21 protein-coding genes are annotated in these 15,819 nt (G+C 29.8%); 20 read left to right on the top strand and 1 reads right to left on the bottom strand.

The window, feature by feature from the left end; genetic code table 11:
* Positions 1-5: 5 nt before the first annotated feature.
* Positions 6-518, bottom strand: coding sequence for a helix-turn-helix domain-containing protein (locus tag AB8U03_RS13445; RefSeq protein ID WP_369705067.1), 513 nt, complete (start codon positions 516-518; stop codon positions 6-8).
* Positions 519-732: 214 nt separating this feature from the next.
* Here AB8U03_RS13445 and AB8U03_RS13450 point away from each other — a divergent pair, with 214 nt between their 5' ends.
* The 20 genes from AB8U03_RS13450 to terL all read left to right on the top strand — a co-directional run bounded on the left by AB8U03_RS13450 (position 733) and on the right by terL (position 15,818).
* Positions 733-951, top strand: coding sequence for a helix-turn-helix transcriptional regulator (locus AB8U03_RS13450; protein WP_369705068.1), 219 nt, complete (start codon positions 733-735; stop codon positions 949-951).
* 6 nt (positions 952-957) lie between these two features.
* Positions 958-1,980 carry a ParB N-terminal domain-containing protein gene (locus AB8U03_RS13455; protein WP_369705069.1) on the top strand — a complete coding sequence of 341 codons (1,023 nt, stop codon included), beginning with the start codon at positions 958-960 and terminating at the stop codon, positions 1,978-1,980.
* The gene (locus AB8U03_RS13460; RefSeq protein ID WP_369705070.1) at positions 1,973-2,374 is read left to right on the top strand and encodes a hypothetical protein; all 402 of its coding nucleotides are present in this window, start codon (positions 1,973-1,975) and stop codon (positions 2,372-2,374) included. The genes AB8U03_RS13455 and AB8U03_RS13460 overlap by 8 nt, the downstream gene beginning before the upstream one ends.
* Positions 2,361-2,543: a hypothetical protein gene (locus AB8U03_RS13465; protein ID WP_369705071.1), complete on the top strand. Its 183-nt coding sequence runs from the start codon at positions 2,361-2,363 to the stop codon at positions 2,541-2,543. Before AB8U03_RS13460 ends, AB8U03_RS13465 begins: the two co-directional genes overlap by 14 nt.
* Before the next feature lie 40 nt (positions 2,544-2,583).
* A complete protein-coding gene (locus AB8U03_RS13470; protein ID WP_369705072.1) occupies positions 2,584-2,730 on the top strand; it encodes a hypothetical protein in 147 nt (48 codons plus the stop codon).
* A gap of 14 nt (positions 2,731-2,744) precedes the next feature.
* Entirely contained in the window at positions 2,745-2,888 is a 144-nt protein-coding gene (locus AB8U03_RS13475; protein WP_369705073.1) for a hypothetical protein, read from the top strand.
* 139 nt (positions 2,889-3,027) lie between these two features.
* Positions 3,028-3,150, top strand: coding sequence for a hypothetical protein (locus AB8U03_RS13480; RefSeq protein WP_369705074.1), 123 nt, complete (start codon positions 3,028-3,030; stop codon positions 3,148-3,150).
* Between the two features lie 95 nt (positions 3,151-3,245).
* A complete protein-coding gene (locus tag AB8U03_RS13485; RefSeq protein WP_369705075.1) occupies positions 3,246-4,319 on the top strand; it encodes a DNA polymerase III subunit beta family protein in 1,074 nt (357 codons plus the stop codon).
* The gene (locus AB8U03_RS13490) at positions 4,316-5,554 is read left to right on the top strand and encodes an SNF2-related protein (RefSeq protein WP_369705076.1); all 1,239 of its coding nucleotides are present in this window, start codon (positions 4,316-4,318) and stop codon (positions 5,552-5,554) included. The genes AB8U03_RS13485 and AB8U03_RS13490 overlap by 4 nt, the downstream gene beginning before the upstream one ends.
* Positions 5,555-5,697: 143 nt before the next feature.
* Positions 5,698-6,189 carry a hypothetical protein gene (locus AB8U03_RS13495; protein ID WP_369705077.1) on the top strand — a complete coding sequence of 164 codons (492 nt, stop codon included), beginning with the start codon at positions 5,698-5,700 and terminating at the stop codon, positions 6,187-6,189.
* The gene (locus AB8U03_RS13500; protein ID WP_369705078.1) at positions 6,189-6,485 is read left to right on the top strand and encodes a VRR-NUC domain-containing protein; all 297 of its coding nucleotides are present in this window, start codon (positions 6,189-6,191) and stop codon (positions 6,483-6,485) included. Before AB8U03_RS13495 ends, AB8U03_RS13500 begins: the two co-directional genes overlap by 1 nt.
* A gap of 4 nt (positions 6,486-6,489) precedes the next feature.
* Positions 6,490-6,813 (top strand): hypothetical protein, encoded by a 324-nt coding sequence (locus tag AB8U03_RS13505; protein WP_369705079.1) that lies wholly within the window; start codon positions 6,490-6,492, stop codon positions 6,811-6,813.
* 23 nt (positions 6,814-6,836) lie between these two features.
* On the top strand, positions 6,837-8,528 hold the full coding sequence (locus tag AB8U03_RS13510; protein ID WP_369705080.1) for an AAA family ATPase: 1,692 nt from the start codon (positions 6,837-6,839) through the stop codon (positions 8,526-8,528).
* A gap of 72 nt (positions 8,529-8,600) precedes the next feature.
* Positions 8,601-9,053 carry a DUF669 domain-containing protein gene (locus AB8U03_RS13515; RefSeq protein ID WP_369705081.1) on the top strand — a complete coding sequence of 151 codons (453 nt, stop codon included), beginning with the start codon at positions 8,601-8,603 and terminating at the stop codon, positions 9,051-9,053.
* Positions 9,054-9,111: 58 nt separating this feature from the next.
* Positions 9,112-9,249, top strand: coding sequence for a hypothetical protein (locus tag AB8U03_RS13520; RefSeq protein ID WP_369705082.1), 138 nt, complete (start codon positions 9,112-9,114; stop codon positions 9,247-9,249).
* Position 9,250: 1 nt separating this feature from the next.
* Entirely contained in the window at positions 9,251-10,945 is a 1,695-nt protein-coding gene (locus AB8U03_RS13525; RefSeq protein WP_369705083.1) for a hypothetical protein, read from the top strand.
* A gap of 21 nt (positions 10,946-10,966) precedes the next feature.
* Positions 10,967-12,829 carry a phage/plasmid primase, P4 family gene (locus tag AB8U03_RS13530; RefSeq protein WP_369705084.1) on the top strand — a complete coding sequence of 621 codons (1,863 nt, stop codon included), beginning with the start codon at positions 10,967-10,969 and terminating at the stop codon, positions 12,827-12,829.
* A gap of 495 nt (positions 12,830-13,324) precedes the next feature.
* A complete protein-coding gene (locus AB8U03_RS13535) occupies positions 13,325-13,762 on the top strand; it encodes a sigma factor-like helix-turn-helix DNA-binding protein (RefSeq protein ID WP_369705085.1) in 438 nt (145 codons plus the stop codon).
* Between the two features lie 285 nt (positions 13,763-14,047).
* Positions 14,048-14,434, top strand: coding sequence for a phBC6A51 family helix-turn-helix protein (locus tag AB8U03_RS13540; protein WP_369705086.1), 387 nt, complete (start codon positions 14,048-14,050; stop codon positions 14,432-14,434).
* On the top strand, positions 14,427-15,818 hold the full coding sequence (terL, locus tag AB8U03_RS13545) for a phage terminase large subunit (RefSeq protein ID WP_369705087.1): 1,392 nt from the start codon (positions 14,427-14,429) through the stop codon (positions 15,816-15,818). The genes AB8U03_RS13540 and terL overlap by 8 nt, the downstream gene beginning before the upstream one ends.
* The last annotated feature ends 1 nt before the right edge of the window (position 15,819 follow it).

Consider the following 15,819-nt stretch of genomic DNA (forward strand, 5'->3'; position numbering starts at 1 on the left):
GTTATCTATTTTTTATATTTATATCCTAGTAGTTTTAATTGATTTAATAATTCATTAGCAAAATCCATAATTTCTTCATCACTCATTTTATTAGGATCAAAACCGCCATATCCAGCAATAGCAGGCTGATTTAATATGAATTGCATAGCTTCTTGTGGAGTCTTAAATTCAATTTCATCAGATCTCTTTTTATGTTCTTTTGAGTTGGATTTATTATCTAACTCAAATTCTTTGAGTTCTGCTGCTATAAGAGGATGGTTTTTGTCCCAATTTTTTAGACGATCTCTTGTTATAGGATTTCCGAGTACCTCTAAAGCGTCATTTACAAATAAGATATCGATAGGTAAATTAAAGACGTTTACTATTTTAGATAAAGTTTCGCTTTTAGGATTAGTAGCTTTTCCAGTCTCAATTTCAGATATAGTACTTTGGCCTACTTTAGATTTCTCAGATAATTCTCTAATGCTCATATTAAAGTGTTTTCTTAAATTTTTTATATTATCACCAATTTTACTCATAATAAGCAATCCTTTCAATTTTATTCGGTATAATGAATTATACAATAAATATTCGGCAAAGTAAATAGGTAATTAAAGAAATAATTAGAAAATTAGAGTAATGGAGAGCTACTTTTACTTAATAGTCGGTTTACCGAATATATAAACATTGCGACTTCGGGTAAAAGAACGTATTATTAGAACATCGGATAACCGAATGAAAGGAGGTACACAATTGAATAATAATATAAAAGAATTGGTTCAAGACTTAAAATCTAGAGGAATTACTACTAGTCAGATTATAAAAAACAGTGGAGTTGGAAGGACTCAATTCTATGCAATTTTAAATGGAGAATGTATTCCTAGATTAGATACAGCTATAAAAATATGTAAGACGTTAAATGCAGATATTAAAGAAGTTTTTCCAGAACTAAAAGAAGAGGAGATGAAGTAAATAAAATTGATTGATTTAAGAATAAATGAAGAATTTAAGCATTTGTTACCACCACTAACGGAGGAACAAAATACAGAGCTTGAAAAAGACATTATAAAAAATGGCTGCTTAACTCCACTTATAGTTTGGAATAATACATTAATTGATGGGTATCATCGTTATGATATCTGCACTAAAAACAATATACCCTTTGACCTAACTGAAATGGAATTTAAAGATAAATTAGAAGCTATGGAATGGATTTGGAGTAATCAGAAGAACCGAAGGAATTTAAATAAATATGAACTTGCTCAGATAGCACTTAAATTCAAGCCTGTAATAGAAGCTAAAGCAAAAGAAAATAAAATTGAAGCTGTTAAAAAAGCTGATATTCATAATCCCAAAAAACAAAATTCGTTTTTGACGAAAACATCAAAAACGAATAATGAAGAAATTAAAGTACCAACTAAACCAGTAAATACAAGAAAAGAAATAGCAAAAATAGCAGGGGTATCAGAAGATACAATTCATAAGGTTGAAGTTATAGAGGAACAGGCTCCAGATAATATCAAAAAGCAGGTTAAAGCAGGAGATTTAACAATCAATAATGCTTATATTCTTACCAAGTCAGCAATGGAAACCAAGAAGAAAAATGAGCAGCTTGAAAAAGAATATCAGGAGGAACTTGAAAAAGAGAAACAGGAATGGGAGGAAAAGGAAAAGCAAAAGGAACTTGAAAAAAATCTTCCTGAAAATACAATCCTGATTGATAAATTCAGAAAACCAAAAGAAACTCATATTTTTGGTATTGAGGATTTTAACAATTTAACTGAGGAACAATTTGATAAATGCTTAAAGCATACAGAGAAGTACCAGACTACAATTTATAAAACTGCAATGCTCAGTACAGGTGATGAATCGCTAAAAGCATGGAATTGTATACTTGAAAATCAAAAAGAGGTTGACCTTGAACTAGAATCTATTAACTTAGCAATAAAAAGATTAATTGAGATCCAAAATTATTTTAAGGGGGTAAAAAAGGATGGGTAATTATAGCAGTCTTGAGAAAAAGGCAAGAGAAGCCATATTGCAACAAATGGATGAACTTGGAGAAATTACTACAGATGATGTAATGGAGCTTATAAGACCACACTATATTTTTGATATTCGTAAACTTAGAAATCAAGCACTTAGACGTACGGCCAATAACCTAATGCGAAAATACAAAGATGATAAAGGCATAAGAACCTGCTTCAACTATAAAGATGAGGGTGTTTCCAAGTATGTGAATGTAGATAAAACAAGAAATTTAAAGGCTCTTGAAAATGTAGAAAGCCAGCTGAATAAAAAATACAAAGGACTAAATGCATCTAAGAAAAAAGTAACTTTAAGGAAACAAGTATTATCTGGGCAGCTATCTATAAAAGATATTGAAGCTAAGTAAGGATGTGATGGGCTTGTATAAACTTGAACAAAAAATACTTGATAGAAAAACTGGTAAATTAATCAGCTCGCAAATAATAGAAAATGTTGATATATCGGATGATGAATATTACAAGGTCATAGTGGAATGCTTTGCTAAAAAAATTATTAATGATTTAAAAGAAGCTTAGAGCTACACCTACATAGCAATTTACAAGGTAGGTGTTAACAATGTTAAAGCAACAGTACAATACAATGGCTGAACTTACTAGGATTATAGCAGAAAGTTTCAGTCTATCGCACGTGGATGCTGAGAAATATGCAAAAAAGCTGAAAAACATGGCACTTAAAGAATATAGGAAAGCTTTTAGAAAATAGGAGGAGGTGGGTAGGTGAATGAGTATTTAATTGTATATGTAAGTGATATGTTCAGGGAGACTTATGTAGTCGCAGAAAGTGAAGATGCTACTAGAAAGAAATTTAAACAAGAAGTTGGGAATTATCCAATTATACAAGTGGTAGAGGATGATGATTAAATGCAATATAAAAAAGTCTACAATATGTCCACACGAGAGAAGAAAGACCTAAATTTGGGTGAGTTTTGGGCATATCATATGCCACAGTAACACAGAGGCAAAAGAGAGGGCTGGATATGTTAAGAAAGGAGATGGAAGCATGAAATTTAAAAATGGCGCTAAAGATGTAACACTGGAAGATTGCATTAGAATTCATGAAAAAATAGGCTTGAATTTTATTGTAGAAGACGGTAGAGATGTGACTTTTGAAATTGAGAAATAAAAAAGAACCCTTTACAGAGGGTCCAAAAGCAAATTAAAAGCTAATTCAATTCTAATATAGAGTTGAAAATAAGTCAAATATGGAGGATTAAAAAGTTGAAAATAAGTATTAAGACATCTGAATTAAAACCAATACTGAATAAATTAGCTTATGTCAAAGGTGTAGCAAATAAGCAAAAATCATTATTCATAAGGGCTTACGATAAAGCCGAATGCCTTATTTGTGACCCAATAAGTTCAATTGAAATAAGAATGCCGCTATCTGCTGATATAAAGGAAAAGGGTAATATTTGTATACCATACTATTTACACAAAATGATAGCAGCTATAAATGAATATAGCATCACTATATCAAACAACAAAATCAACTATGGCGACTACGTAATTAACTATGTACCAGGTAATCCCGACAATTTTGCAATACTGGATGTGGCAGATCATGAAAAGACCTTATTACTCTCAGTATCACAGGAAGAACTCTACCGATTGATTAAAAGCACTTTTTATGCTGTGGCGCAGGACGAAACAAGACCTATTCTTACGGGGTTAAATATAAACAAAAATAAGGTGGCTGCACTAGATGGCTACAGATTAGCAGTAAGTGAAAGTGAAGAATTTGATATAGATAATTCAATAACCTTATCTGAACCAACGGTTAAATTACTTCTTAAACTACTGGATAAGAAATCAGCAGATGCAGTTACCTTCTATATTACCAAAAAGCAAGATTTTGTAATTATACAGATTGATAATATAACTGTTACAGCCCATTTATTAGATGGTGCCTATATAAAATATGAATCCATAATACCCAATGAGTATCTTTATAAAATAGAGATTGATGTAAAAGAACTTTTGAAAAAGTTAAAATTCATGTTTGAACTGAAAAAATCAGTTCCAGAATTTGTCAAGCTCACTGTTGACCGCACAAAGTTATATATTGAAAACAATAATTCAAGTGCTGATATAAAAGACTCTATAGGAATTAATGTTATAGAACATGGTGACCTACCATTTAGTATAGCTTTTAATCCACTCTATTTAAGGGATGCACTGAGAAAATATAATGTACTTGCCACAATGCAATTTACAACAAGAATATCACCAGCAGTAATTAAGGCAAACAACGATCTAGATTTAGTATTACCCGTAAGACTTGAAAAGGAGTGATAAAAATTAAATTATATCTGCATCAAGAGAAAGCATTAAATGAGACTGAAAATTTTAATAAATGTGCTTATTATCTGGATATGGGTCTTGGTAAAACTTTCGTTGGGGCTGAAAAATTACATGAATTAGATGCACCTTATAACTTGCTGATATGCCAAAAATCCAAAATAAATGATTGGTATGAGCATATGAAAACTTACTATGATTATAAAATTATTAAATATAATAAAACGCAAGATATACCGGAACACAGCGTTATAATCATAAACTATGATCTTATCTGGAGAAGATCGGAACTTATGAACTTAAAAGATTTTACTCTTATGCTTGATGAATCTAGCATGATTAAAAATGAAAAATCAGAGAGAGCGAAATTCATATTAAAAATGAAAGCTAAAAATGTAATTCTCTTGAGTGGTACTCCTACAGGTGGAAAATATGAGCAGCTTTGGAGCCAATGTAAATTACTTGGATGGAAAATTAGTAAAAAATTATATTGGCAGGAGTTTATAAAATATGTGCTGTTGGATGTTGGAGGATTCAAAATTAAAAAAGTAACCGGGTATAAGAATGTAGACAGGCTCAAGAGGAAGTTACATGAACATGGAGCTATATTTATGAAAACTGATGAAGTATTTCAATTACCTGAACAGATAGAACAAGAGGTAAAAATTAAGAATACCAGAGAGTATAAAAAATTTAAGAAAGATCGCTTAATTACTATTGATGGTATTGAATTAGTCGGAGATACATCACTTACAAAAATGCTCTATTTAAGACAATTAGCAGGTCACTATAACAAAAATAAATTAGCTATGTTAAAAGATATATTGGAATCTACAGAAGACAGAGTAATTATTTTTTATAGCTTCAATAAAGAGTTAGAAATAATTAAGATACTATGTGAGAAATTAGATAAACCAATAAGTATTGTCAATGGAAATATTAAGAATTTAGATAATTTTAATAAAAAATTAGATAGTATTACCCTGGTGCAATATCAGGCTGGAGCTATGGGGCTTAATCTACAGAAAGCCAATAAGATTATATATTTTAGTTTACCACTACAGAGTGAATTATTTGAGCAATCAAAAAAGCGTATTCACCGTATAGGACAGGAAAGAAGTTGTTTCTATTGGTATTTAATAACTAAAAACAGTATTGAAGAACAGATATACCAGACACTTAAGGAAAGACGTGATTATACAAATAAATTATTTGAGGAAATGTCGTAAATTGTCGGAAAATATTTTTTAAATTAGACATAAAGTTAGATAATATCAGCTTTAACCATAGATTATTATATGTTTAAAATTTATGCATATTATGATTAAGTGAAATTGACTATGTAATAATTAAATAGGAGAGTGATTTATAAATGTCAAAATCAATTGAAGAACTATCTCAGAAAATGACATTAGAAGAATTTTTAAAATATGTAGATGATGAAATATTATGTCCTAATAATTTTGGGTTAACGGATGATGCCGTTAAATGTGATGATGGTAATACCCTTGAAATTTGCCATAATTGCTGGAATGAAGCTTTAAAGAATATAAAGTTTAAAGACAATGCATTGGAATTATTTCAGAAAAAAGCTTTACCAACATTAATTAAACTTCAAAAAGCAGAAGAAAAGTACAAAAAGCTTGATGAAGATAGAAAAAAGTTAAAGGCAAAACTTAAAGAAGAAATGGACAGATATAGCATTAATAAATGGGAAAACGATAATTTTTCTATTACTTATATTGCTGCAACAGAAAGAAGCAAACTAGATAGTAAAGAGGTTAAAGAAAAGTTTCCCGATGTATTTAATATATGCAGCCACTTATCACCAGTAGCAGCCTCTATGCGATTTAAGGTTAAATAATGGCAGCAGAAAAGCAGTTTGAGAATAAGATAAAAGCATTTTTAGATATGTTACCTAACACCTGGTATTTTAAGTACTGGGCTGGGCCATATAGTAAAGCTGGAATCCCCGATATTATAGCTTGTATTAATGGCAAATTTGTAGGAATAGAAGTTAAGGCTCCTAAAGGTAGAGCAAGTGAGTTACAAAAACGGACAATAAGACTTATAAAGAAATCTAAAGGAACAGCTTATATATTGTATCCAAAAGATTTTGAAAATTTTAAAAAGGATATGAATGAGTTAATAAGGAGGTAAATTCATGAATAAAGAAAAATGGCAGGAGAAAGCAGATGAATTAGTAGATAAAATATTAGATTTAAAAGAAGAAGACAAAAGAAATAAAGAAGATTTGGACTCGCTGAAACTGGAACTGGTTGATTTATTGGAAAGTAAAAATGTAAATGAGTATGCAGGTGAGAATGGAAAAGCTAATTTTGTTGATTTTGAGAGAGAAGGTCTTGTTAAAGAAAATGTAATTAATACGGTTGACGGAGTAAATAAAGGAAGAATTAAAAATATTGATATGAAAGATCTTACAAAGGAAATCAAAGTGCATTTTATAAATGTTAGAGGGTTTTTATAAAATGTGTTTGTTAAAAAAGGTAGGTGATTAAGATTACACAGTTTAGTCATAGTAGAATAGAATGCTTCAAGAATTGTCAATATAAATATAAGCTGAGGTATATAGATAAGCTTAAAACTATTCCAGACCAGGCTCCAGATAATGCTCTTTATGTTGGCACTGCACTTCATAAAGGTGCTGAAATAAATGTTAAGCAAGCCATACAAGAGTATTTCAACAATTATTATGTAATAAATGACCTGATAGTAAATGAAGCCATAAAGCTTGAAATACTGATACCAAAACTTAAAGAGATACTGGCTGATATTAATATCTATGCTCAGGAATATAAAGTGCTAACATCAAAGTTCATTGGATTCTTAGATTTAATAACTAAGAATGATGATGGTACTGTAGATATATTTGACTTTAAATATAGTAACAATATTCAAAATTATTTGGAAAGTGAGCAGCTTCATGTATATAAATATTTCTTGGAGAAAAAAGGTTTTAAGGTTAGAAAGCTTGGGTTTATATTTATTCCCAAAACAAATATAAGACAAAAACAGGATGAAGATTTATATAAATTCAGGAAGAGACTTATTGAAATAGTTAAAGAATCACAAATTCAAATAGTTGAAATTCCATACGATCCTAATAAAGTTATAGAGTTTTATGACAACATTATAGATATTCATGAAGTGTCTGAATATAAGAAAAAACCAACACGTTTATGTGATTGGTGCGAATATAAAAATTTATGTTTAAAAGGAGAAGATTATATGTTATTACCTAAAAATGAAAGAAGAGAAAAGAAAATAGATACTAACCCGGATATGTGGATATATGCTGAGAGTTATGTTGGAAAGTCAACTTTTGTGGATCAACTTGATAATCTACTATTTCTGAATACTGATGGAAACACTGATAACACTACAAGTCCGGTAATTCGTATAGCAGATGAAATAAAAGTTGAGGGAAGACTTACAAAAAGAAAATTTGCATGGGAAGTATTCCTGGATGTGGTTAGTGAACTTGAAAAGAAACAAAATGATTTTAAGAGGGTGGCTCTTGATTTAGTAGAGGACTTATACGAATATTGCAGACTTTATATGTATGACAAATTGGGAATTGAACATGAGCAGGATGCTGGATATGGTAAGGGTTGGGACATGGTAAGAACTGAATTCCTTAGTACAATTAAAAGACTCAAGAATTTAGGGTATCAGATAATTTATATATCAAAAGAAGTTACATCAGAAATTAGTCTTAAGAATGGATCTAAGTTAACAACTATAAAACCTAATATAAATGATAAAGTTGCCAATGTATTAGCTGGAACAGTAGATTTAACAGTTAGGGCTTATATGGATGGTGAAAATAGATATTTACATCTTGAGAAAAAAGAAAACATATTTGGGGGAGGAAGATTTAATTTCTTGGTAGATAAAATACCTCTTGACAAAGATGAATTTATTAAAGCTCTTGAAGATGCTCAAAGTAAAACTGATACTAAACAAGGGAATAAACCCAAGAGACAACATAAAAATAAAATTCCTGATGTAGAATCAGATAAAGTTATTGATTTACCAAAAAAAGAGAACGCTGAGCCTGATACTAAAAACTTAGATGAAACAGTTGAATCTACTGAATCTACTGAAAATAAAACAGTTGAAAATACTGACAAGCCTTCCGAAGAAAAGCCTAAGAGAAGACGTAGAAGTAGAAAAAACTGAATAATACTTTAATAATTAAAGAAATTTATTATATTTTTATGGGATAAATAAAAATTTAGGAGGAATAAAACAATGGCAAATATTTGGGATAAATTTGATAAGGAAATAGATGTAGATGGATTAACAAGGGATGCAAAAGAAGCAGCTGAAAATGGTGGGGATTTTAAAGAAGTGCCTCACGGTCAATATGAAGTTAAAGTCGATAAAATGGAACTTAAAGAATCTAAGAAAGGTAAACCAATGCTTTCTATATGGTTCAAAATACTTAATGGAGAATATGAAAATTCATTGATATTTTACAATCAAGTTTTGAGTACAGGCTTTGGACTTCACAATGCTAATGAATTTTTGAGGTCACTTGATAGTGGTATTGATGTTGAATTTAAGAATTTTAAACAATATAATGATCTAATTCTTGACGTGTATGAGGCCATAGACGGTAATGCTGAATATGCAATTGATTATAGTGAAGGTAAGAATGGATTTAGTAATTATAAAATAACAGATGTATTTGATGCTGAATAATTGAGGCATGGAGGGAGCTTAACGCTCCTTCTTAAATATAAAAAGAAGGTGATTTTTTATGGAACGGGATATCAACAAAGATAAAAAAATAATAGAAATGGCAAAAATAGATTCTACTATACAAACGGAGGATATAGCAGAATATTATCTTAATAAATGTGTTGAATATGAGAAAATTTTAAGAAAGGATAATTAAAATGCTTTTTTATGACTTTGAAGTATTTAAATATGATTGGTTATTAGTAATAATGGATACTGATACTCATAAAACGAATGTAATAATAAACAATCCAGAAGAATTAAAAATTTTCTATGAAGCTCATAAATCTGATATCTGGTGTGGATACAATAGCAGAGGTTATGACCAGTATATTTTAAAAGGAATCTTATGTGATTTTGATCCAAAAGAAATTAATGACTGGATAATAGTTAAACATAAAATGGGATGGCAATATTCTTCATTATTTAATAGAATACAGTTATTCAATTATGATGTTATGACCAATAGAACTCAGTCATTAAAGCAGCTGGAGGGATTTTTAGGGAATAATATCAAAGAGACAAGTGTTCCATTTAATATAGATAGAAAGTTAACTAGAGCAGAAATACAAGAAACCGTTAAATACTGTAAATCAGATGTTGAAAATACAATGAGTGTATTTATTCAAAGGAAAGAGGAATTTTCCTCTCATATGTCTCTTATAAAAACTTTTAAATTGCCTCTTAAATATATAAACAAAACTAAACCGCAGCTATCGGCAATAATACTTGGTGCTAATAGAAGAGAGCACAATGATGAATTTGAAATTACTATTCCAGATACTTTGAAAATAGGTCCTAAATATCAATATATCGTTGACTGGTATAGGAATCCACTTAATAGAGACTACACAAAGAAATTAAATACGAAAGTTGCAGGAGTACCTCATATATTTGCCTGGGGTGGATTACATGGAGCAATAGAAAAATACAGCGATGAAGGATTATATATAAACTGTGATGTAGCAAGTCTATATCCAAGCATTATGATTGAATATGGTTATCTAAGTAGGAATGTATCTGAACCAAAAAAATACGCTGAAATAAGAGCCACAAGACTTAAGTTAAAAAAAGAAAAAAATCCAATGCAGGCTCCTTATAAAATAGTACTTAACAGTACCTACGGTGCTATGAAAGATAAATATAACCAATTATATGATCCTCTTATGGCAAATAACGTGTGTATAACCGGACAACTTTTGTTATTGGACTTAATAGAAAAATTGGAACCATATTGCAAAGTTATACAGAGTAATACAGATGGTTTATTCCTAAAGATTGATAATAAAAATACCTTTGAAAAAATAAAATCCATAGCTCATGAATGGGAAGTTAGGACAAGACTTACTTTGGAATGGGATACTTTCAAAAAGATATTTCAAAAAGATGTAAATAATTACATTGTAATTCATGAAGATGGTTCCTATAAATCTAAAGGTGCTTATGTTAAAAAATTAGGTACTTTGGATTATGATTTACCAATAGTCAATAAAGCTTTAATTAATTATTTTATTAAAGATATTTCAGTACAAAAAACAATAAATAGTTGTAATAATTTATTGGAGTTTCAAAAAGTAGTTAAGGCTTCTAGTAAATATAAAACTGCCATGTACGGAGATGAAATTTTGAATGAAAGGTGTTTAAGAGTATTTGCTTCAAGGTCCAGGCATGACAAAGGCGTTTTCAAATTAAAAGCAGATGGTAAGAATCCGGAGAAATTCGCAAATACTCCTGAAAGGTGTTTTATAACCAATGATGATGTAAAGGGAACAAACATACCAAGAAAATTAGATTATAAATGGTATATAGAAGCTGCACGTAAAAGATTAAGCGATTTTGGGGTCAATAACTAAAAAAAAGAGTGGTGAGATAACTTGTTTAAAGGATATATACCTACAGGTGGTAAAGATGGTAAAGTACCTCAAGAGGAATATAAAAACCGAACAAAATTTTATAATTTAGATGAAGTAGAGAAGTTAGACAGTTATGGTGGTGTATTAGCAGATAATTTAATTCAAATTGATGTAGATAGTGAAGAAGAATCTGAAATATTATTAAAAATAATAAAAGATTTAGATATACAGTGTAATGTATTAAAAACTGATAGAGGCAAGCATTTTTATTTTATTAATCCCGGTATAGATCGTAGAAAACAAGGCTATTATACACCACTCGGAATAAAAATTGATGTTGGATTAGGAATTCAAAATGCTGTAATACCTCTTAAATTAAAAAAGAAAAGACGTAAGTTTCAACGAAAATATGATGAATTTGAAGAATTACCGAGATGGTTATTTCCTCTTACTAAAAAAGTAATTGATTTTACAGATATGAAAGAAGGGGATGGCCGCAACCAGACATTATTTAATTATATTTTAACTCTACAATCCAGTGGTTTTGAAAAAGAGGAAATAAGGGAAACAGTAAAAATTATAAATAAATATATTCTTCAAGAACCATTACCAGAACGAGAAATTGAAACAATACTTAGAGATGAAGCTTTTTTAAAACAGAGTTTTTATAAAAAGGGAAAGCTCCAATATGAAGAGTTGGCAACATATTTGAAAAATAATGAAAAAATTATAAAAATAAACGATATGCTGCATGTTTTAAAGGATAATGTTTATACAAGTGATACGAAACAAATTGAAAAAGTAATGCTCAAGTATATTAAAAACTCTACTAATGCAATTAGAACCGAGGTGTTAAGATATTTGGACTTATTATGTCAGGAAACCAAAATGTCCAATCCCAAATATATTTTAGTTGAAAATGGAATTTATAATTTAGAAAGTAAAAAATTAGAAGATTTAAATTCAACATTCATTATAAAAAATAAAATATCCTGGAGTTATAATCCTAATGCTTATAATAAATCAGTCGATAGTGTCTTAAATAAGATAAGCTGTAATGATAAGGAGCTACGAGCCTTATTAGAGGAATGTATTGGATATTGCTTATTTAGGCGTAATGAGTTGGGTAAATGCATTATTTTAACCGGAGAAGGTAAGAATGGAAAATCAACATTTTTAGATATGATTAAATATTTTTTGGGAAAAGAGAATTACTCATCTTTAGGGCTAGAAGAATTAAGTCAAAGATTTAAGCCTGCTCAGTTAGAGGGTAAGCTTGCAAACATCGGTGATGATATAAGTAATAAATATATTGATGATAACGCTACTTTTAAGAAATTAGTGACTGGAGAAACCATTAATGTTGAAAGAAAAGGCAGGGATCCTTTTGATTTTGAAAATTATAGCAAATTGATATTTAGTGCAAATGAAATTCCACGTATTAATGATAAAAGCAATGGATTAAAAAGACGCTTATTATTAATACCTTTTAATGCAACATTCAGTAAACATGATCCTGATTATGATCCATTTATAAAAGATAAGTTACTTACTAATGAAGCTATGGAGTATTTACTTAAATTAGCATTGGATGGACTCCAAAGAATTATTTATAATAATGAATTTACAGAGGTTGAATGTGTACAGGCAGCACTTGAAGAGTATGAAGCTATAAATAATCCTGTGTTAGCATTTATAGATGATGTTGGGATTGATGATATAGCAAATGAGCCTACTAAAGATATTCATTTAAAATATTCAACCTGGTGCATAGAAAATGGCTATAAACCTCTTAGTAATATTCAATTCAGTAAAGAAATATGTAAACATGGTTTTAATACTAAGAGCAGAGTTAAAGGAATTAGAATTTTCAAACAAAATTAGCGTTTCCAAGTAATATCAACAGTTAACATGGTATTTCTTTAAATGTGAAGGATTAAGTAATTAAAATTGCAAAAACTATTATTAGACAAGTGATATCAATGGCTATAGTTATTTTTACAAATTTGAGTTAAAACTATAAATTTTAGCCCATTTCAATACAATATTTACTTATTTTAGGTTAAACTTCGTAAAATATGCCAGTAGATGCCAGTAAAAACCAGATAAAATTGTACTATCTGGCATAGCTTTCAGCACAGTAATATCAATAGATACAGCGATTGTTGTGCCAGATAGCCAGATGATTTTATATTCTTTTATATATAAGAAAAAATAAAATAAAAATTATTATATATAATAAAGAAATTATTATATATCTGGCACAAAAAATAAGGACATTTTAATGCCTGTAAAGTTAGTAATATCAATGCCTAAAATACTATGCCAGATAGTCAAATTCATCTGGCATCCATCTGGCACAAAAAGGAGATGAATTAATTGCGTGATAATTATAGAAAATTAGAAGGTATCTTATATAATTACAAAAATATTAAAGCAGAAATTAAAAATATAGATTTAGATATGGAAGATTTACAACAGGAATATACAGGATGTGGATCTATAACATATGAAGAAAAGGCAGCACCTACAAATAAATTTAACTCTAGTGTAGAAAATGAAATAATATCTAAAGAAAAACAAATAAGCTATTTACAAAATATGAGAGATGGTAAAAAAAGATTGATTGATAAAATAGACAATGCACTTGATGCACTATCTGAAAATGAAAGGAAATTGATTGAACTTAGATACTTTGATAAACTTCATTTTAAAGAAGTAGCAATAAGATTAAATATTAATGATACGTATTGTATGCAATTTAAAAGCAAGGTGATTAATAAATTAATACCTATGATTTTTATTATAAAAATATAAGTTTTTTATAATGTCTAACTTAATTCAATATAATATGTTATGTGTTATTATAACATCATAGGAAATAATTAATAAGACATAACAATACCCTCTTTATAATAGAACCCGCCAAGCATCTTAACAATGCTGGCGGGGTAAATAAAGCCTGTAGCTCCAGGGTTAAATGGGGCTGTCAATGCGAGAAACCGTAAATATAATAATTACTATATCTTGTATAAGACACCCGACGTATGCTGGGTGTCTTTTTAAAATTTTAATTTAGTTTAATAGATGGGAGGTATAATCATGCTATCAAAGAAGCAGCTAAAGTGCATAAAACTAATGGTTGAAAGTGAATTCAACCAGAAACAAATTTCAGAAGAAATTAAAGTATCAGAACAGACTATATGTAAGTGGAAACAGAATGAAGAATTTAAAGTTGAATACGACAAACATGTAAAAGAGAGCGTTGATTATACCTCCAAGGACGCTGCAAGAACCATGAAAAAGTTATTGAAAGCCAGAAGTGAAATAGTCCGGTTTTATGCTGCTAAAGATATTCTTGATAGGACAGGTCTAAAACCAGTTGATAAGGTTGAACACAGTGGCAATGTCGCAGTAAATAATCCATATAAGGACCTAACTACAGAGGAACTTAAGAAGTTAGCTGCTCTTGATGATAAAGATGGATAAAAAACAAATAGTGTTAGGCGCTAAGATAGAACTTGCAAGACGTGAGTTCTTTTCTTTTTGCCATTTAATGGCTCCTAACTTTTATAAAAAGGATAGAAAATATCTTGTAGATTTATGCAATGACTTTCAAAACTTCTATAAATCTGATGATGAAGTACTTGTATTGAACCTTCCACCTAGACATGGTAAGTCAAGAACAGCTTCTTTATTTGTTGAGTGGGTATTTGGAAAGAACCAGGATGAAAAAGTAATGACAGGATCATACAATGAAACATTATCAACATCATTCTCAAAGGCTGTTAGAAATGGTATATCTGAGGAAAAGGCAGATAAGAGCAGAATAGTATATTCAGATATATTTCCAGATGTAAGTATTAAAAAAGGTGATGGAGCTATGAACCTTTGGTCTTTAGATGGAGGATACAATAATTACTTAGCTACTTCACCTACAGGTACTGCAACAGGGTTTGGTTGTTCACTTATGATGATAGATGACTTAATTAAAAATGCAGAAGAAGCCAACAATGAGAATACTTTAGAAAAGCACTGGGATTGGTTTACAAATACTATGCTTTCAAGACTTGAAGAAGGCGGCAAGATAATAATCATTATGACTAGATGGGCCACTGGAGATTTAGCAGGAAGAGCATTAGAACACTTCATTGAAGAAGGTAAGAAGATAAAGCATATAAGCATGAAAGCCCTTCAAGATGATGGAACTATGCTATGTAATGAAATACTATCACTTAGAAGTTATAAGTCAAAAATAAGAGCTATGGGTGAGGATATTGCTAGCGCTAACTATCAGCAGATACCTATTGATTTAAAAGGTAAATTGTATGAAATCTTTAAGACCTACACTGAAATACCTAAGAATGAACATGGAGAGCCTTTATTTACTGAAATATTAAGTTATACAGATACAGCAGATGAAGGAGCTGACTATCTATGTAATATTATATGGGGTGTATATAACCATGAAGCCTATATACTTGATGTTATATACACTAAGAATCCTATGGCTGTTACTGAAAAAGCAGTTGCAGAAGCTTTCACAAAACATAAAGTAAACAGAAGTAGGGTAGAAGGTAATAACGGTGGTAGTGGATTTGCTAGAGCTGTAGAAAAGATAATTAAACAAGAACTTAAGAATTTCAGGACTATTATTAAATGGTTTCATCAATCAAAGAATAAAAATGCAAGAATACTTTCACATAGCACATGGATAATGGAACATATTTATTTTCCTATAAATTGGAGAGATAAGTGGCCTGATTATTATAAAGCTATGACAACTTACCAAAGAGAAGGAGATAACAAACATGATGACGCACCTGATGCAACTACAGGAGTAGCAGAAACAATGATTATGTTAGGAGGTTAAG

The organism is Clostridium moutaii, assembly GCF_041205085.1.
Classification (GTDB): domain Bacteria; phylum Bacillota; class Clostridia; order Clostridiales; family Clostridiaceae; genus Clostridium_B; species Clostridium_B moutaii.

Coding starts and splice junctions, on each gene's coding strand:
- AB8U03_RS13445 (WP_369705067.1), bottom strand. CDS start 518: ATGAGTAAAATTGGTGATAATATAAAAAATTTAAGAAAACACTTTAAT.
- AB8U03_RS13460 (WP_369705070.1), top strand. CDS start 1,973: ATGGGTAATTATAGCAGTCTTGAGAAAAAGGCAAGAGAAGCCATATTG.
- AB8U03_RS13470 (WP_369705072.1), top strand. CDS start 2,584: ATGTTAAAGCAACAGTACAATACAATGGCTGAACTTACTAGGATTATA.
- AB8U03_RS13480 (WP_369705074.1), top strand. CDS start 3,028: ATGAAATTTAAAAATGGCGCTAAAGATGTAACACTGGAAGATTGCATT.
- AB8U03_RS13495 (WP_369705077.1), top strand. CDS start 5,698: ATGTCAAAATCAATTGAAGAACTATCTCAGAAAATGACATTAGAAGAA.
- AB8U03_RS13500 (WP_369705078.1), top strand. CDS start 6,189: ATGGCAGCAGAAAAGCAGTTTGAGAATAAGATAAAAGCATTTTTAGAT.
- AB8U03_RS13505 (WP_369705079.1), top strand. CDS start 6,490: ATGAATAAAGAAAAATGGCAGGAGAAAGCAGATGAATTAGTAGATAAA.
- AB8U03_RS13515 (WP_369705081.1), top strand. CDS start 8,601: ATGGCAAATATTTGGGATAAATTTGATAAGGAAATAGATGTAGATGGA.
- AB8U03_RS13520 (WP_369705082.1), top strand. CDS start 9,112: ATGGAACGGGATATCAACAAAGATAAAAAAATAATAGAAATGGCAAAA.
- AB8U03_RS13525 (WP_369705083.1), top strand. CDS start 9,251: ATGCTTTTTTATGACTTTGAAGTATTTAAATATGATTGGTTATTAGTA.
- AB8U03_RS13540 (WP_369705086.1), top strand. CDS start 14,048: ATGCTATCAAAGAAGCAGCTAAAGTGCATAAAACTAATGGTTGAAAGT.
- terL (WP_369705087.1), top strand. CDS start 14,427: ATGGATAAAAAACAAATAGTGTTAGGCGCTAAGATAGAACTTGCAAGA.